This is a genomic window from Bradyrhizobium sp. WCU1 (assembly GCF_053474805.1).
The window spans coordinates 4,159,576-4,177,174 of the sequence record NZ_CM130280.1 but is presented as its reverse complement, the minus strand read 5'-3'; the positions used below and the strand labels follow the sequence as shown (position 1 = coordinate 4,177,174).

Genomic DNA, 17,599 nt, shown 5'->3' with positions numbered 1-17,599 from the left:
GCGACATCATTGAATTCGGCGCGACGGCCCGCGATATTCATTGTGAACGCACGCCGTCGTTGCGAGGAGCGAAGCGACGAGCAATCCACCCATCCGGATATGCGGCACGCTGGATTGCTTCGCCGCGCATTTTCGATCCAAGGATTTACATGCTCACCAAGACCCCGCACCTTTTCGATGAAGCCACCGCCGTGACTGCCGGCGACAGCCGCTGGCAGGGACGCACCAGCCCGGATTACTGGGCCTTCGTCGGCCCGTTCGGCGGCTGCACAGCGGCGACCATCCTGCGCGCGTTGATGCAGCATCCGCAGCGCGCGGGCGATCCGCTGGCGCTGACGGTCAATTACTGCGCGCCGGTCGCCGAGGGCGTGTTCGATCTCGATGTCCGCCTGGTCAAGGCCAACCGCTCGAGCCAGCATTGGTCGGTCGAGATGACGCAAGGCGGCGGTGAGGTCACGACGCTGGCGACCGCGGTGTTCGCTGAGCGTCGCCCCTCCTGGTCGCACCAGCCGGCGCAATTTCCGGGCGCCGTGCCGTTCGAGCAGCTGCGGCCCTATCCGAAGCTCGCGATGACCTGGCCCAACCAGTACGATTTCCGCTTCGCCGAGGGCGAGCCGAAATTCGCCGGTGGCGGCGGTGCAAAGGTGCCGTCGAGCCCCTATTCGAAGCTGTGGATTGCCGACCGCGTGCCGCGCAAGCTCGACGCGCTGTCGCTGATGTCGATGTCGGATGCGTTCTTCGGCCGCGTCTTCCACGCCCGGCATGAGCTGGTGCCGTTCGGCACGGTGTCGCTGACGACCTATTTCCACGCCGACGCGGCCGACCTCGATGCCGAGGATACCACCCGCGTGCTCGCCACGGCCGACGCAAAGACCTTCCACAAGAGCTATGGCGACCAGCACGGCGAATTGTGGTCGCCCTCCGGCCGCCTGCTCGCCACCACGACGCAGATCGCCTATTTCAAGGCGTAGCGTTTTCGAGCGAAGTGGGTACCGGTTCGCGTGAAGAAAACGCGTCAAGTCAAGGCGTAGTCAAATATCCACATTGGTCTGCTGGGACCGCATTGCCTATTTCAAGGGTTGGGGGAACATTGGCGCGTCGCTTCTGTTCCACACCCTTGGGAGCACTGCCGCATGTCCGAAGCCGACACTTCGAAGCCCTCGCGCATCGCGCTGCTTGGCGTTCCCATCGAGATCGGCGCATCGCAGCCCGGTCCGCTGATGGGACCGGACGCGCTGCGCACCGCAGGCATCGCGCGCCTGCTCGAGCAGCTCGACTTCCAGGTCGACGACCACGGCAACCTTGCGATCCCGGCTGTGGTCGCCGACGGCCCGGTGCCGGCCAACACCAAGTTCTATGACGAGGTGAAGACCTGGACCCGCGCGGTCTCCGAGCGCGCCTACTGGCTGGCGCATTCCGGCGCGATCCCGATCTTCATGGGCGGCGATCACTCGCTGTCGATGGGGTCGATCAACGGCGTTGCCCGCTACTGGAAAGAGAGAGACCGGCCGCTGTTCGCGCTGTGGGTCGACGCCCATGCCGACTACAACACACCGGCCACGACCATCACCGGCAACATGCACGGCATGTCGGCGGCGTTCCTGTGCGGCGAGGACGGGCTGGACGACCTGCTGGGCGGATTGCCTCGCGCCTCGATCCCATCGGATCAGCTGGCGCTGATCGGCACCCGGTCGGTCGATCCGCTGGAGCGCAAGCTGCTGCGGCAACGCAACGTCTCGATCGCGGACATGCGCCAGATCGACGAGTTCGGCGTCGCTGTGCTGACCCGCCGCGTCATCGAACGCGTCAAGGCCAAGAACGGCGTGCTGCATGTCTCGTTCGACGTCGACTTCCTCGATCCCGACATCGCGCCGGGCGTCGGCACCACGGTTCCGGGCGGCGCGACCTATCGGGAAGCGCATCTCATCATGGAGCTGCTGCATGATTCCGGGCTGGTGCGCTCGCTCGATATCGTCGAGCTCAATCCGTTCCTCGACGAGCGCGGCCGCACCGCGCGCGTCGCGGTCGAACTGACCGGCAGCCTGTTCGGGCTTCAGATCACCGACAGGCAGACGCCGAGCAACGCGGTGCTGCCGGAGATGGGCGAGTAGCGGAATAACACACTCGATGTCGTCCCGGCGAAGGCCGGGACCCATACTCCGCAGCGGATGTTGTGGGTGGGACTCGTCATTCCGCCGACGCGCAACAATGACTATCGGTGGTTATGGGTCCCGGCCTTCGCCGGGACGACAGCGGAATATTTGGCGAGCCGACTAGGCAAACAAAAAGGCGGCCACGAAGGCCGCCCTTTCCAATCGCGTATCGTTTGCGCGGCTTACTCCGCCGCGAGCTTCACTTCCGGCGCGGCGGCGCGGACTTCGGCGTCGACCTGCGCTTCGAACTTGGCGAAGTTCTTCTGGAACATGCCGACCAGCGCACGCGCGGTCTTGTCGAACTCGGCCTTGTCGGCCCAGGTCTTGATCGGATCGAGGATGTGCGGCTCGACGCCCGGCAACGAGGTCGGCACCGCGAAGCCGAAATACTTGTCAGTGCGGAAGTCGGCGTTGCGCAAGCTGCCGTTCAGCGCCGCGGTGAGCAGCGCGCGGGTCACCTTGATCGGCATGCGGCGGCCGGTGCCGTACTTGCCGCCGGTCCAGCCGGTGTTGACCAGCCAGCAATCGACATCGTGTTTTGCAATCAGCTCGCGGAGCAGATTGCCGTAGACCGACGGATCGCGCGGCAGGAACGGCGAGCCGAAGCAGGTCGAGAATTCCGGCTGCGGCTCGTTGCCGAGACCACGCTCGGTGCCGGCGACCTTCGCGGTGTAGCCGGACAGGAAGTGATACATCGCCTGCGCCGGCGTCAGCTTGGCGATCGGCGGCATCACGCCGAAGGCGTCGGCCGCGAGCATCACCACGTTCTTCGGATGCGGCGCGCGGCCGGTGCGCGAGGCGTTCGGGATGAAATCGAGCGGATAGGCCGAGCGGGTGTTCTCGGTCTTCGAGCCGTCGTCGAAGTCAGGCACGCGATCATTGACGCCGAGCACGACGTTCTCCAGCACCGCGCCGAAGCGCTTGCTGGCGGCATAGATCTCCGGTTCGGCCTCGCCCGACAGCTTGATGCACTTGGCGTAGCAGCCGCCTTCGAAATTGAAGACGCCGTCCTCGCTCCAGCCATGCTCGTCGTCGCCGATCAGCGTGCGCTTCGGATCGGCGGACAGCGTGGTCTTGCCGGTGCCGGACAGGCCGAAGAAGATCGCGGTGTCGCCGTCGGGGCCGACATTGGCCGAGCAGTGCATCGGCATCACGCCCTTCTCGGGCAGGTAGAAGTTCAGCGTGGTGAACACGCTCTTCTTCATTTCGCCGGCATAATAAGACCCGCCGATCAGGACGATCTTGCGGGCGAAATCGATCGCGACGACGTTCTCCGACTTGCAGCCGTGACGTTTCGGATCGGCGCGGAAGCTCGGCAGATCGATGATCGTGAGCTCCGGCACGAAGCCCGCGAGCTCGGACGTCTCAGGACGAATGAGCAGCGTGCGGATGAACAGAGAGTGCCAGGCGAGCTCGGTGAAGACGCGCGTCTTGATGCGATGCTTCGGATCGGCGCCGCCATAGAGGTCCTGCGCGAACAGCGTCATGCCTTCGGCATGCTTGATGAAGTCGGCATGCAGCGTTGCGAACTGCTCCGAGGTGATCGACTGGTTGCCGGCCCACCACATGCTCTTGTCGGTCAGGCCGTCGCGGACCGTGAACTTGTCCTTCGGGCTGCGGCCGGTGAACTCACCGGTGTCAGCGCAAAGCGCGCCATCGGCCGAGAGCACCGCTTCGCCATTGCGCAACGCGTGCTCGTAGAGCTGCGGCGCACCATAGTTCCAATGCACGCCCTTGAGATTTTTTAAGCCGAATTTGTCGGCGCCGAAGGCACCGTTATGCACGCCCGTCTCTTGCACGAAGCACCTCCTCGAACCCGCGTATCCTTGTTCGCGCGAATGTCGCTAGTCGCGCCCCGTCGCGGTGATGACCGTCATCAGAATATAGCCTCTCGGCCCCGGTCCGGCGACCTAATAGTGGGGATCGCCGGGCTTGCCAAGCCAGTCGATCGGCTTTTGGTTTATTCCAACAGGGGTACATCATCCGGCGCAAATACCGCAGCGCGAAACCCTTTCGCTTCGCTTTCGCTTTCGTATTGTTTTCACCGCGTTCGAGCGACGTTTCGCCGCTTTCCCGCTGCGAACGAGGCCTTGCGATGCACAAAGAGTGCCAGCGATTAGCGTGTGCGTTCGCCGATTGCTGCATAAGACAAGGGGAATGCCGGGTATGCGTTTCGCGCTGAGGATGTGTCGTTGCAATGGACTGCCGCGAGTTGACGCTGCGCTGCGCTGCCGAGGACGTCGCCCACGATCGTGGTGCACGTGGATCGAGCTGCGTTCGGTTGAGCTCAGCATGCTTCGTCGAAGCTGGGTGAGTTCAATGCCCGGCATCGGCCAATGTTCCGCAACGCCCTTTGGACAGATCGCGGGCCGTTACGATCGATGGTAACGCAATCAACATCTGACGCCCGCGTGTCGTCGCGGCCTGAGCCCCGGGGTCCGAATGATTTTCCGATGCTGCAGAAAATCCCACATGCGCATCGAGCCGATCAGCGATGACGTGCCGCGCCGGGACCGAATTGATCGCGCTATCAAAAGCCCCGCACGCAGCCTCTGCCTGCACGCATCATGCGACACGATGCCTCGCCAGGCGCAGCACCATCGTCGGCGCCGCCAGCGCGCATTCCCCTAGCCCTTGGCCCGCGCTTCGCCGGCGAGCCGCACCAGCATCTTGCGCAGCTCGGTGCCGTTGCTGACCCGCTCGGGGAAATCGAGCCGCAGCGTGGCGCGGCCGGCCTGCATGTCCATGCCGTCGGGGTCGCAGCCGGTGCACAGCCAATCGGCGCTGTCGGCGCCGAGCAGCCGCGTGGCGTAGAGGTTCATCGCCTCGCGGTGGTCCTCGTTCATGTGCGCCACCGCGCCCGGCTCGGCCTCCAGCAGCGCCTCGGCGCCGCCGAGATCGGTCAGGAATTGGGCGGGCTTGAGGTCGACGATGCGGCCGAACCCGGCGACCAGATGGGCGCCGCTCGGCCGGATCACGAAGAACGAAAAATCCTTAAATTCTACAAAGACTTCCGCCGACGGCTGGGCAGCGAGATAACGCCGTTGGGCGAGCTCACGCCCGGCCTCGGCGACCTCCTCGGCCTTTCCCGCCAGCATGATCCGGGCGCCCTCCAAGGGATCGCCCTCGGCACGCTCGTCCAGCATCAGGGACACCCGGCTGTCGGCCAGGATGTTCCTGGTGTGCAGCGCCAGCCGGGAAATCAGCAGGATCGGCGAGCCGTCCGGATGGCTGGCGAGGTTGACCAGGGAGCAATAGGGATCGCCGGAGCCGGCCGTCAGCGTGGCGAGCGCGCCCTGGCGGCTGCGCCGAAGCAGCGAGCGGGCAAGGTGGGCAGGATCGAAGTCGGTGGTCGGTTGCATAGGCCTGTCGGGTCATTTTGAGGGCGAATCGGGCCGGTTCCGCATGAAAAAAGGGCCTGTTTTCATGGTCTCAGGGTGGTATATGGGGTCCATCGCATGGGTCGCAGAAGCGTATTTTTTGCGGAACTCGGTCACACTTCAGCCCAGCTTGCATTGCTCGTTGACCGCGTTCGAAGCCCATTTCCACGGCGCGTCGCCCGAGTGCCCGCCGTTTAAGCCACTCTCATTGTGAAAGCAGCTCATGCCCACAATCGCCCTGGTCGACGACGACCGCAACATTCTCACTTCGGTCTCGATCGCGCTTGAAGCCGAAGGCTACCGCATCATGACCTACACGGACGGTGCGTCGGCGCTGGATGGGTTTCGCACGTCGCCCCCCGATCTTGCGATCCTCGATATCAAGATGCCGCGCATGGACGGCATGGAAACGCTGCGCCGGCTGCGCCAGAAGTCCGACCTGCCGGTGATCTTCCTCACCTCGAAGGACGAAGAGATCGACGAATTGTTCGGCCTGAAAATGGGCGCCGACGATTTCATCCGCAAGCCGTTCTCGCAGCGCCTCTTGGTCGAACGCGTCAAGGCCGTGCTCCGCCGCGGCCAGCCCAAGGACCCGACTGCCGCGCCGAAGGAGCCGGACGCCCGCGCGCTCGACCGCGGCCTGCTGCGGATGGATCCGGAGCGCCACACCTGCACCTGGAAGAACGAGCCAGTGACGCTCACCGTGACCGAATTCCTGATCCTGCAGGCGCTCGCCACCCGCCCCGGCGTGGTGAAGAGCCGCAACGCGCTGATGGACGCGGCCTATGACGACCAAGTCTATGTCGACGACCGCACCATCGACAGCCACATCAAGCGGCTGCGCAAGAAGTTCAAGGTGGTCGACGACGACTTCGAGATGATCGAGACGCTGTACGGCGTCGGCTATCGCTTCAAGGAAGCCTGATCTGCGCTTCCCGGGCGGCTTGTTGACTGACAGGCTCCGCACGGCTGAGGTAAGCTCGGGCCATCAAATGCTTCGCGGGACGACATCCATACCAACCGGCAGCTTTGCCAGTGCTTGATCGAACGCAGCTCGAGCAGGGCCTGAACACCGAGGACGCCTCACAGCTCCTCGATCACGAGGCCGTGGCCGACGATCCGACGGAGAAAGGCTGGCGCCGGCCGCTCGGCTGGCTGCGCCGCGCCGGCCAGTTCTTCTTCGCGCTGTCGTTCTCGAGCCTGACGCGCCGCATCGTCTCGCTCAACCTCGCCGGTCTCGTCGCGCTGGTCGCGAGCATCCTCTATCTGTCGCAATTCCGCGCCGGCCTGATCGAGGCCCGCACCCAGAGCCTGCTGGTCTATGCCGAGATCATCTCGGAGGCGATCGCGGCGTCTGCGACCGTCGAAGGCAACACCGTCACCATCGATCCCGACCGGCTGCTCGACCTCAAGCCCGGCGAGAGCTTCGGCCAGCCGGATGAATCGGCTGACTTCCCGATCAATCCCGAACGCGTCGCGCCGATCCTGCGCCGCCTGATCGCGCCGACCAAGACGCGGGCCCGCATCTTCGACCGCGACGGCGGCCTGATCCTCGACAGCCGCAACCTGTTCGCGCGCGGCGACGTGCTGCGCATGGAGCTGCCGCCGCCGTCCGAGAAGCCGTCGCTGTATGAGACGACCAAGGCCACCATCAAGACCTGGCTCAACCGCGGCGACCTGCCGATCTACCGCGAGCTCGGCCCCGAGGGCGGCAAGGGCTACTCCGAAGTCGCGCAATCGCTCGAGGGCATGAAGGGCAGCGCCGTGCGCGTCACCGACCGCGGCGCGATCATCGTGTCCGTTGCGGTTCCGGTGCAGCATTTCCGCGCCGTGCGCGGCGCATTGATGCTGACGACGCAGGGCGACGACATCGACCAGCTGGTGATGTCGGAGCGCCTCGCCATTCTCAAGATCGGCGGGGTCGCCTCCGCCGTCATGATCATGCTGTCGCTCTTGCTCGCGAGCACGATCGCGGGCCCGGTGCGGCGGCTTGCCGAAAGCGCCGAGCGCGTCCGTCACCGCATCCAGACCCGCGTCGAGATTCCCGACTTCACCGGGCGGCGCGACGAGATCGGCCATCTCTCCGGCGCGCTGCGCGACATGACCAACGCGCTGTACAGCCGCATTGAAGCGATCGAGATGTTCGCCGCCGATGTCGCCCATGAGCTGAAGAACCCGCTGACCTCGCTGCGCTCGGCGGTCGAGACGCTGCCCTTGGCGCGCAACGAGAACAGCCGCGCACGGCTGCTCGCCGTGATCGAGCATGACGTTAAGCGGCTCGACCGCCTGATCTCCGACATATCAGATGCAAGCCGGCTCGATGCCGAAATGCAGCGCCAGGATATGGCGCCGGTCGATCTGCGCCGGCTGCTGACGACGCTGACCAGCGTCGCCAATGAGACAAGGCTCGGCCACGACGTCGCCGTCGAGGTCCGCTTCGAGGGCCGTGGACCGACCGACACGCTCTCGGTGCCCGGCCATGATTCCCGGCTCGGCCAGGTGATCTCGAACCTGCTGTCGAACGCGCAATCATTCTCCAAGCCGGGCGACAAGGTGCGCATCGTCTGCCGCCGCACCCGCGGCGAGGTCGAGATCGTGGTCGACGATGACGGGCCCGGCATCGGCGAGGACGCGCTGGAGCGGATCTTCGAGCGCTTCTACACCGACCGGCCGCACCAGGGCTTTGGCCAGAACTCCGGCCTCGGGCTCTCGATCTCCAAGCAGATCATCGAAGCGCACGGCGGACGGATCTGGGCGGAGAACCGCCCCGGCCCCGCGGACGAAGACGGCAAGCCAACAGTGGCCGGCGCACGCTTCGTGGTCAGGCTGCCGACCCTATGAGCGACAATTCAAGCGTGCACGCATCCGCCGTTCTGGTCGGCGAGCGTGCGGTGCTGATCCGCGGCCCGTCGGGCGCCGGCAAGTCGCGCCTGGCCTTCGATCTGATTCTCGCCGGGCGCACCGGAGCCCTGCCGCCGGCCATTTTGGTGGGGGATGACCGTGTCCATCTCGACACAGCCGGCGAACAATTGTGGGTGCGTCCGGTGCGGCAATTGGCCGGTCTGATCGAGATCCGGGGCCTCGGAATCCGCCATTGTCCGTTCGCGGACGAGGCCGTGCTCGGCCTGGTCGTCGACCTTGCCGCCGGAGATGCCGAGCGGCTGCCGCCCCCCGAGGCGCTCCAGGCTCGGCTTAATGGTGTTTTGATACCGCGAATTCCCGTTGCGGCAGGCTTCCAACCCCTGCCGCTGGTTGTCGCTGCGCTGACGACAACCTGAAAGTTCATCGTCCCGTAATCTTGCGGCCAATTGTGGGAAGGGAATTGGTAACCATATCACATCCACAATCGCGTCGGATTTTGCCGGCGCAGCCTCCCCTCTCTACCGCCAGGAACCGGGAGACTAGCCAAGATGCCCTCTTGCGCAGGGCCTCTGGATGGTCAAAGTGGCGCGTTCGTGCGGTGCACCAATGGGCGCCCGCGAGGAGTTTCCGATGATTGGTCTAGTGCTGGTGACCCATGGGCGCCTTGCCGACGAGTTCAGGGCGGCGCTCGAACACGTCATGGGTCCGCAGAAACAAATTGAAGCGATTACGATCGGTGCCGAGGACGATTCCGATCTCTGTCGAAGCGACATTATCGAGGCGGTGAACCGCGTCGATAGCGGCGACGGCGTTGCGATCCTCACCGACATGTTCGGCGGCACGCCGTCGAACCTCGCGATCTCCTGCATGAGCCGCCCGAAGGTGGAAGTGCTCGCGGGCATCAATCTTCCCATGCTGGTCAAGCTTGCCAAGGTTCGCGAGGAGCGTTCGCTGCCCGACGCGATCGCGATGGCGCAGGAAGCCGGCCGCAAATACGTCACCATCGCCAGCCGCGTTCTCGCAGGCAAATGAGCGACGAGGCCCCGGGCGAAAACCATGTCGGCCCGGGCGTGCCAGCGGGCGCCATTTCCCGTGAACTGTTGATCGTCAACAAGCGCGGCCTGCATGCGCGGGCATCCGCGAAATTCGTGCAGCTGGTCGAGCGCTTCAACGCCGAGGTCTGGGTCACGCGCGGCGGCGAGACCGTCGGCGGCACTTCGATCATGGGCCTCATGATGCTGGCCGCAGGGCCCGGCACCACCGTCGTTGTCTCCGCCAAGGGCGAAGAGGCGCAACAAGCGCTCGACGCCATCGCTGAACTCGTCGCCAGCAAGTTCAACGAGGAAGGCACGTAACGGCGCGCTCGACCCGTGAGGAAACCCTACTTCGCCGGCGGCACCAGATAGACTTTCCACGCCGTCGACGGACCGGGATGGCCGTTGAAGAAGCGCATGGTGGTCATCACCAGCGGCTCGGCATCCTTGGCATGCTCGGCCATCCACGCCTCGCATGGTTGCAGGAACACCGGATCGGTGGTGTCGCAGATGCCGATGAAGCCGAGACGCCTGGCTTCGTCGAGCGACGTCAGCCCCGATGACCATGCTTCGCCCGGCACCAGCGATGCCGGATGATCCGGACTGTAGAACGTCATCGGCTCGCCGATGTCCGAGCGTGCGATGACCACGGCCCAGCGCGAATGGAAGTTCGCCTGCCAGGTCTGGGTGAGCTCGCGCGCCAATTCGGAGCGCGCGGCGTAGGTCGAGCCGCCGGTACGGTTGGACGCGATCTCCTGCGTGGCGATCGAGGGCGCGGCCATCAGCGTCGCGATCGTGGCCACCAACCAGACCGCAATGATCGAGAACAGCGCCATGCGGGGGAAACGCAGCGAGGGGATCGCAACCAGCGCCAGCGGCACCAGGAAGAACAGCGGAATGCCCCAGTCGGTCTTGATATAGACGGTGAATGCCAGCGCGCCGAGCGGCGGCCCGATCGCGACGATCGCCTGGATGATCCAGACGTTGAACGCCTGCGGAAGGTTGACGGCCGGATTGGGTCTGCGCGACCAGATCCGCGCCAGCACGTCCGACGGCCGCCATGGCACCGAGCCCAGCAGCAGCGCGACGAGGCCCAGCACGACGGGAATCGCGAGCAGCCCGAGATTGTGGATGATATACCCGATCACGAGCTGGACGTTGAGCTCGCGGCTCGACAGCGCATAGACGTCGCCGGCATAGGTGAACGGCACGAAGTTCACCTCCTCGAGCCACACCAGGTGCGGAATCATCGCCACGATCATCGTGCCGATCGCAACCCATGGCGCCGGCGAGCGCAGGAACTGGGCCCGCTGCGGATGGATCAACGCGGCAAGCCCGATGGCGCCGATCATCGTCACCCCCCAGTACTTGGTCATCAGCGCCAGCATGCCGGCGAAGCCGAGCCAGAGACCCGATTTGAAGCTGCGCTTCTCGAACGCGTTCAGATAGGCCAGCACCAACAGCGGCAGCGGCACCAGCTGCGCGAGGTCGGCATTGTATTTGAAGCCCTTGAAGTTGAAGATCGGGTAGAGCGCGAGCATCACCACCATGAAGAACGCGCGGCGCCGATCCACGACGCGCAGCGCGATCAGCCAGCACACCACGAGCGCGAAGCTGACGGTCGCCATCGCAAGCGCATAGGTCGACCAGTTGGTGACCGGGAAGATCCTGAACCAGACCCCGGCGATCCAGCCCGACAGCGGCGGATGCTTGCCATAGCCGAGCAGGAAACGCTGCCCCCAGGCATAGGCCTCCGCGACGTCCATATGGACGTCCTGCGCGGCCTTCAGCTTGACCAGGATAAGCGTCCAGAGAAACGCGTGGACCAATGCGAAGCCGATCACGAACCACAGGCTGGCTCTGGGATCGATGGCCCGTGAGGCAATCCAGGCCGCGATCCGGCGGATCGTCAGCCTGCGAGTGGTGCGCCGGGCGGCAGGAAGAATGGAAGCGGTCGACATGGCCTGTGCCTGAGGCATGACCCGGAAAAGGGGAGCGTGGCTTTCCGGAGGGATCATACCGAGTGGAAGCGGACGTGCGATGAGTGATTGCTCACCAGCACATCGGCGCGCTTTAGCGCGTTTTTGTGGCCAGTGAAATCAGCTTGGCGTGAGAACGCCTCCAACGAGCCCGTTCACTTCTCGAGAAGCTCAGGCCGGTACTCGAAATGCATGGTATCGTAGTGATACCACCTGCCGCCCCAGATGAAGCCGTGGCGCTCGAAGATGTCGACGATCTCTTGCGGCATCCGGTTCTTGTAGGGGATGGTTTTACCTTTGCCCGCCCACAGCCAGTAGTCCGAGACCTTCAGGTTGAGGTCGATCGCGGCGGCATAGCCATGCATGCTCATCCGCCCGGTATCGGCGACGGCGCGACAAGATAGCACACCCGCGATCGGAAACGCCGCGGCGCGCAGCGCCGGATCGAGCGCGTCGATCTCGGCGGAGACCTGCTTCAGCCGCTCGGCGACGCCGTTGGCCCGTGTGACCTGAACCGGCTTGCCCCAGGATTTCGGCAGCCAGGTGATCGTCACCAGGTTCCGCTTGACCTCACCGGTGTTGCAGTCGCCATACATCTTCTTGAAGAAGGCCTCGTTGCGGAAGCGGCCGGGATCGACATCCACAGCCGGCGGCGCCGCCGGCCCCAACGGATAGGGCAGCCGCATCTGGTCGAGGATCGATGCATTGCGCAGCATCTGATCGAACGGCTTGTCGGAGACGCCATCGTCGACCGGCATCACCGTGCCGTCCCGCCAGGTGATCGTGGTGTCGTCATGGGTGGCGAGCGCATCGGGATAGGCGCGCACCAGGCGGTCGAGCAGTTCGCTTTTGCTCTGAGCATGCGCAAGCGGCGGCAGCAGCGCCAGCAGGGCAACGATGCAGGCCGCCCCTCGCGCGGCCATTCAGCGTTTCCCGACCTGATCGATCAGCGCGACATTGGCCTCCTCGATCGCGTTCAGCTTCGGATTCCAGCTGTTCGGCGCATACCAGGGGAAGCGCGAAAAATACGCTTTGAGATCGGCGGAATCGAAATAGCGGCCCCTGCGGGCAAAGATCTCGTTGCGGGCAATCCGCAATTCATCGCGCGACAACCGCCGCAGATCGGCCGGCGTCAGCAGACGCCGGTCGGAATCCGGGAAGATGAATCCGCTTGGTGCGCCGCCGCCGGATTCAAAGCGATCGATCAGCGCGACATTGGCGCTCTCGACCGCATTGAGCGGCGGATCCCATGAGCGTGGGACGTACCAGGCGAACCTGCTGAAGCGCGCGGTCAGGTCCGGCGCGTTGAAATAGCGTCCGCGCCGCGCGAAGATCTCGTTGCGGGCAATCCGCAGATCGTCCTTGCTGAGCGCGCTGAGATCGATCTCCGACAGCAGGCGGCTGTCGGAATCCGGAATGATGAAGTCCGATTGCGTGCGCGCCACTTGCGGCGCCGACGGCGACGCACTTGGCGGCGGCAGGTTCTGCTGCGGCGGAATCACCGTTGCCGGCGGATCGGCGGTCGCGACCTGTGCCGGCGCATTGCCGGCGAAATAGAACGAGCCGTCGATCGGCGAGGTCGAGACCCAGGGCTGCTGCGCGCTGCCGGTCGCGCGCTTGACGACGAGCCCGACCTGATTGAAGGCCTGCAGCACGTCGAGCCCGGGCTTCTGCATGGTGTCGACCAGCGCGCGCGTGTAGGGGCTGTGGCCGTCATCGCCGTCCAGCGCGACGTTGCCGGGCTGGGTCGCATAGGACAACAGCGTGCCCTCGGGCGCGCGGATCTGGGCGAGGCCGCCGTCGGCGGCGCGCAGGCCGCGCCCGCCGAACGGATTGTTCCGGCAGGCGTCGAGGACGACGATGTTGAGCCGCGTGCCCGCGCCTTCCATCTGCCGCAGCACCAGGCCGACATCGACCATCTGGAAATCGACATCGGCCTCGCGTGTCGGATTGGCCGACACCGGCACCAGATAGTTCGTGCCGCGAACCTGGATGCCGTGGCCGGCGTAATAGAACAGCGCGACGTCCGCGCCCATCAGCTGGCTGCCGAAGCGCTGGATCGCGGCATCGAAGCCGGCCTTGTCCAGATCCACCTGGGCCTGCCCGCCGACCAGCGCAAAGCCCAGCCGCTGCAGCGTCTCGGCCACCAGCTGCGCGTCGCCTTTCGGGTTCTGCAGCCGCGACACGTTCTGATAGGTCGAATTGCCGACCACCAGCGCCACGCGCTTGTCGGCGGCCGCGGGCGCCGCGAACAAGATGGCGAGCAATCCGGCGGCGAGAAGGGTCCAGCGCATCGTCAGATCCACGGATTTCGGGCCGAAAGACCTAGCAGAAACATGCCCGGAAATCGATCATTGCAAGGCTACGGGAAACACCCCGTGATTCGCCGTCACATCCCTGCAAAATACCGCAATATGGTTGCCCGCGCGGGGGTGCGGATGCTATCCCGCGCCCCATGACAACTGCCCCGATTTCCAACATCCGCAACTTCTCCATCGTCGCCCATATCGACCATGGCAAATCGACCCTGGCCGACCGCCTGATCCAGATGACGGGCGGCCTGTCGGATCGTGAAATGGCGGGCAAGGAGCAGGTGCTCGATTCGATGGATATCGAGCGCGAGCGCGGCATCACCATCAAGGCGCAGACCGTGCGCCTCAACTACCGCGCCAAGGACGGCAAGGATTACATCTTCAATTTGATGGACACGCCCGGCCACGTCGACTTCGCCTACGAGGTCTCGCGGTCGCTGGCGGCCTGTGAAGGTTCCCTGCTCGTGGTCGACGCCAGCCAGGGCGTCGAGGCGCAGACGCTCGCCAACGTCTACCAGGCGCTCGACAACAATCACGAGATCGTGCCGGTCCTGAACAAGGTCGACCTGCCCGCGGCCGAGCCCGAGAAGGTCAAGCAGCAGATCGAGGACGTGATCGGCATCGACGCGTCCGACGCCGTGATGATCTCGGCCAAGACCGGAATCGGCGTGCCCGACGTGCTGGAGGCAATCGTCACCCGCTTGCCGCCGCCGAAGGGCGACCGCGACGCCACGCTCAAGGCGCTGCTGGTCGACAGCTGGTACGACGTCTATCTCGGCGTGGTCGTGCTGATCCGCGTCGTCGACGGCGTGATGAAGAAGGGTAGCCGCATCCGCATGATGGGCACCGGTGCCGCCTACGACATCGAGCGCGTCGGGTTCTTCACGCCGAAGATGCAGCAGGTCGAGGAGCTCGGCCCCGGCGAGATCGGGTTCATCACCGCGGCGATCAAGGAAGTCGCCGACACCCGCGTCGGCGACACCATCACCGACGACCGCAAGCCGGTCACCGAAATGCTGCCGGGCTTCAAGCCCGCCATTCCAGTCGTGTTTTGCGGCCTGTTCCCGGTCGATGCCGACGACTTCGAGACGCTGCGCGCAGCGATGGGCAAGCTGCGCCTCAACGACGCCAGCTTCTCCTTCGAGATGGAAACCTCGGCCGCGCTCGGCTTCGGTTTCCGCTGCGGCTTCCTCGGGCTGCTGCATCTGGAAATCATCCAGGAGCGGCTGTCGCGCGAATTCGACCTCAATTTGATCGCGACCGCACCGAGCGTCATCTACAAGATGAAGCTGACCGACGGCACCGAGCTCGAAATCCACAACCCGGTCGACATGCCCGATGTGGTCAAGATCGCCGAGATCCAGGAGCCGTGGATCGAAGCGACGATCCTCACCCCGGACGAATATCTCGGCAGCGTGCTGAAGCTGTGCCAGGACCGCCGCGGCGCACAGAAGGAGCTGACCTATGTCGGCTCCCGCGCGATGGTGAAATACGATCTGCCGCTCAACGAGGTGGTGTTCGATTTCTACGACCGGCTGAAGTCGGTCTCCAAGGGCTATGCCTCGTTCGACTATCACCTGACCGACTACAAGCCGGCGGATCTGGTCAAGATGCAGATTCTGGTCAATGCCGAGCCGGTCGACGCGCTGTCGATGCTGGTGCATCGGACCCGCGCCGAAGGCCGCGGCCGCGCCATGGTCGAGAAGATGAAGGAGCTGATCCCGCCGCACATGTTCCAGATCCCGATCCAGGCGGCGATCGGCGGCAAGGTGATCGCGCGCGAAACCGTCCGCGCGCTGCGCAAGGACGTCACCGCGAAGTGCTACGGCGGCGACATCACGCGCAAACGCAAGCTTCTGGAGAAGCAGAAGGAAGGCAAGAAGAAGATGCGGCAGTTCGGCAAGGTCGACATCCCGCAGGAAGCCTTCATCGCCGCGCTCAAGGTGGATAGCTGAGGCGACGTCACGGACTGTCGCCGGCCTGCCTGATATGATCGCGCCAGCCCGGCTCTCAGCAAAAATCTCGAAAACAACCCCATGCAAAGCAGCTGGAGGCGGATAGCGACACGCCGCCGCATGCGCGCATGTTGCCCGTTCTTGTCCCAGCAACAAAACGCACCATGATTTGAATCGCCTTCGCAGGACGGCCCGACTAAGCTCCTGCCATGTTGCGCATCTTGTCCCTCCTCGTCGTCATCCTCGCATTGCTGCAGCCGGACCCGAGTTCGGCCGCGTCCTCGAAAAAGCGGCAGAGCGCGCGCTGGCATGGCTATGGCTTCCTGCCCGGCTACCGGCAGCCGCCCAATCAGACCATTCCGGTGCTCGGCCCGCGCGGCGCCGCCCGGGGCTACCCGGACTTTTCACCGCAATATTGGTATGGCGGCGACTGGCATTACTTCGGCCGCCCCGGATTCCATGGCGGGGGACGCTACAATGGCGGCAGCTACGGCCCGTGCTGGGTCTGGACACCGATCGGGCGCGCCTGGGAGTGCGGCTAGGCTAATCGCCGTCCATGCATAGCGGGAAGTCCGGCCGTCGAGCAGGCCAGCTTGCCCGCGGCGGACGGATGCGCCACGATCACCCTAAGCGCGGACCAACAACAGCAAGACCGCGCAACGGGGAAACGCATGAGCAAGGCCGCTCGGTTCGATTATGGCTGGGTCGTCGTCGGCGCGGGCGCGCTGATGACCTGCGTCGGCTTCGGCACCATGCTGTCGCTCGCCGTGTTCCTGCAGCCGATCTCCGATGCGATGGGCTGGTCGCGCGCCGGGGTGTCGGCCGCGGCGACGCTGGATTTCCTCTGCATGGGCTTTGCGGCGTTCGCCTGGGGCGCGCTGTCGGATCGCTTCGGCACCCGCATCGTGGTGCTGGCCGGCAGCCTGCTGCTCGGGCTTGGCTTGGTGACCGCAAGCCAGGCGCAGAGCCTGTGGCAATTCCAGCTCTGCTTCGGCGTGCTGATCGGGATCGCCGCCGGCAGCTTCTATGCGCCGATGATGGCGCTTGCGAGCGCCTGGATCGACAAGCATCGCAGCCTCGCCGTCGCGCTGGTGTCGGCCGGCATGGGCGTTTCGCCGCTGACGGTCGCCCCCTCCGCAAGCTGGCTGATCACGGCCTATGATTGGCGCTTCGCGATGCTCGTGATCGGCATCGCCGCATGGGTGCTGCTGATCCCTGCCTCGTTCCTGGTGCGCCCGGCGCCGCAGGGAACGAACGTCGCGATGCCAACGGCTGCGAGCGCGCCGCAAACCGAATGGACCGTGGCGCAGGCGCTGCGCACGCCGCAATTCATCACGCTGGCGCTGGCGCATTTCGCCTGCTGCGCGGCGCATTCGGGGCCGATCTTCCACATGGTGTCCTACGCCATGGTCTGCGGCATCGCGCCGCTCACCGCGGTCACGGTCTACAGCCTCGCCGGCTTCTCCGGGCTCGGCGGCCGGCTGCTGCTTGGTGTGCTGGCGGATCGGCTCGGCGCCAAGCCGGTGCTGGTCGGCGGCCTGCTGGTGCAGGCACTGTCGATCGCGACTTATCTCGCGGTGGCGCAGCTCGGCGAGTTCTACGCGCTGTCGGTCGTGTTCGGCCTCGCCTATGGCGGCGTGATGCCGCTCTATGCCGTGCTGGTGCGCGAGTTCTTCGGCGCGCGCATCATGGGCACGGTGTTCGGCGCGGTGTCGGCGTTCGCGAGCCTCGGCATGGCGCTCGGGCCGTGGGCCGGCGGCTACGTGTTCGACACGTTCCATGGCTATACGTGGCTGCACGCCGGTTCCTTCGCGATCGGCCTCGCCGCCGTCGCCGTGGCGCTGAGTTTCTCGACCAAGCACCGACCCTCGCTCGATCTCGGCCGCGCTGCCGCCTGAGCGCGGATGCGTCAGCCGCGCTCGCG

The 17,599-nt window shown here is 65.2% G+C and carries 15 protein-coding genes; 10 read left to right on the top strand and 5 right to left on the bottom strand.

The features are described from left to right. Positions 1-149 precede the first annotated feature (149 nt). A complete protein-coding gene (locus tag ACTUWL_RS19375; protein ID WP_021076626.1) occupies positions 150-971 on the top strand; it encodes an acyl-CoA thioesterase in 822 nt (273 codons plus the stop codon). Between the two features lie 162 nt (positions 972-1,133). Beyond that, on the top strand, positions 1,134-2,111 hold the full coding sequence (gene rocF, locus ACTUWL_RS19370; RefSeq protein ID WP_021076627.1) for an arginase: 978 nt from the start codon (positions 1,134-1,136) through the stop codon (positions 2,109-2,111). A gap of 224 nt (positions 2,112-2,335) precedes the next feature. Here rocF and ACTUWL_RS19365 read toward each other — a convergent pair whose 3' ends face one another. Together ACTUWL_RS19365 and ACTUWL_RS19360 are read right to left on the bottom strand one after the other, a co-directional pair. Continuing rightward, positions 2,336-3,952 carry a phosphoenolpyruvate carboxykinase gene (locus ACTUWL_RS19365; RefSeq protein ID WP_021076628.1) on the bottom strand — a complete coding sequence of 539 codons (1,617 nt, stop codon included), beginning with the start codon at positions 3,950-3,952 and terminating at the stop codon, positions 2,336-2,338. Positions 3,953-4,780: 828 nt separating this feature from the next. Continuing rightward, on the bottom strand, positions 4,781-5,515 hold the full coding sequence (locus tag ACTUWL_RS19360; RefSeq protein ID WP_021076629.1) for a HugZ family pyridoxamine 5'-phosphate oxidase: 735 nt from the start codon (positions 5,513-5,515) through the stop codon (positions 4,781-4,783). Between the two features lie 241 nt (positions 5,516-5,756). On the opposite strand from ACTUWL_RS19360, the gene ACTUWL_RS19355 reads away from it, so the two are divergent. The 5 genes from ACTUWL_RS19355 (at position 5,757) to ACTUWL_RS19335 (ending at position 9,750) form a co-directional block, all read left to right on the top strand. Next, positions 5,757-6,458 carry a response regulator transcription factor gene (locus ACTUWL_RS19355; RefSeq protein WP_016843287.1) on the top strand — a complete coding sequence of 234 codons (702 nt, stop codon included), beginning with the start codon at positions 5,757-5,759 and terminating at the stop codon, positions 6,456-6,458. Between the two features lie 110 nt (positions 6,459-6,568). Further along, positions 6,569-8,374 (top strand): sensor histidine kinase, encoded by a 1,806-nt coding sequence (locus ACTUWL_RS19350; protein WP_021076630.1) that lies wholly within the window; start codon positions 6,569-6,571, stop codon positions 8,372-8,374. Beyond that, on the top strand, positions 8,371-8,811 hold the full coding sequence (locus ACTUWL_RS19345; protein WP_021076631.1) for an HPr kinase/phosphorylase: 441 nt from the start codon (positions 8,371-8,373) through the stop codon (positions 8,809-8,811). The genes ACTUWL_RS19350 and ACTUWL_RS19345 overlap by 4 nt, the downstream gene beginning before the upstream one ends. Before the next feature lie 214 nt (positions 8,812-9,025). After that, positions 9,026-9,427: a PTS sugar transporter subunit IIA gene (locus tag ACTUWL_RS19340; protein WP_021076632.1), complete on the top strand. Its 402-nt coding sequence runs from the start codon at positions 9,026-9,028 to the stop codon at positions 9,425-9,427. After that, positions 9,424-9,750 carry an HPr family phosphocarrier protein gene (locus ACTUWL_RS19335; protein ID WP_021076633.1) on the top strand — a complete coding sequence of 109 codons (327 nt, stop codon included), beginning with the start codon at positions 9,424-9,426 and terminating at the stop codon, positions 9,748-9,750. Before ACTUWL_RS19340 ends, ACTUWL_RS19335 begins: the two co-directional genes overlap by 4 nt. Before the next feature lie 26 nt (positions 9,751-9,776). Here ACTUWL_RS19335 and ACTUWL_RS19330 read toward each other — a convergent pair whose 3' ends face one another. The 3 genes from ACTUWL_RS19330 to ACTUWL_RS19320 all read right to left on the bottom strand — a co-directional run bounded on the left by ACTUWL_RS19330 (position 9,777) and on the right by ACTUWL_RS19320 (position 13,702). Next, positions 9,777-11,390 carry a glycosyltransferase family 39 protein gene (locus ACTUWL_RS19330; protein WP_021076634.1) on the bottom strand — a complete coding sequence of 538 codons (1,614 nt, stop codon included), beginning with the start codon at positions 11,388-11,390 and terminating at the stop codon, positions 9,777-9,779. A 173-nt stretch (positions 11,391-11,563) separates the two neighbouring features. After that, complete coding sequence (locus ACTUWL_RS19325) at positions 11,564-12,331, bottom strand: M15 family metallopeptidase (RefSeq protein WP_021076635.1); 768 nt, start codon at positions 12,329-12,331, stop codon at positions 11,564-11,566. Then, complete coding sequence (locus tag ACTUWL_RS19320) at positions 12,332-13,702, bottom strand: YARHG domain-containing protein (RefSeq protein ID WP_021076636.1); 1,371 nt, start codon at positions 13,700-13,702, stop codon at positions 12,332-12,334. Between the two features lie 161 nt (positions 13,703-13,863). On the opposite strand from ACTUWL_RS19320, the gene lepA reads away from it, so the two are divergent. The 3 genes from lepA (at position 13,864) to ACTUWL_RS19305 (ending at position 17,573) form a co-directional block, all read left to right on the top strand. After that, positions 13,864-15,675, top strand: a complete 1,812-nt coding sequence (lepA, locus tag ACTUWL_RS19315) for a translation elongation factor 4 (RefSeq protein WP_021076637.1) — start codon at positions 13,864-13,866, stop codon at positions 15,673-15,675. Positions 15,676-15,884: 209 nt separating this feature from the next. Beyond that, the gene (locus ACTUWL_RS19310) at positions 15,885-16,217 is read left to right on the top strand and encodes a hypothetical protein (protein WP_021076638.1); all 333 of its coding nucleotides are present in this window, start codon (positions 15,885-15,887) and stop codon (positions 16,215-16,217) included. A gap of 129 nt (positions 16,218-16,346) precedes the next feature. Then, on the top strand, positions 16,347-17,573 hold the full coding sequence (locus tag ACTUWL_RS19305) for an MFS transporter (protein WP_021076639.1): 1,227 nt from the start codon (positions 16,347-16,349) through the stop codon (positions 17,571-17,573). Positions 17,574-17,599: the final 26 nt, after the last annotated feature.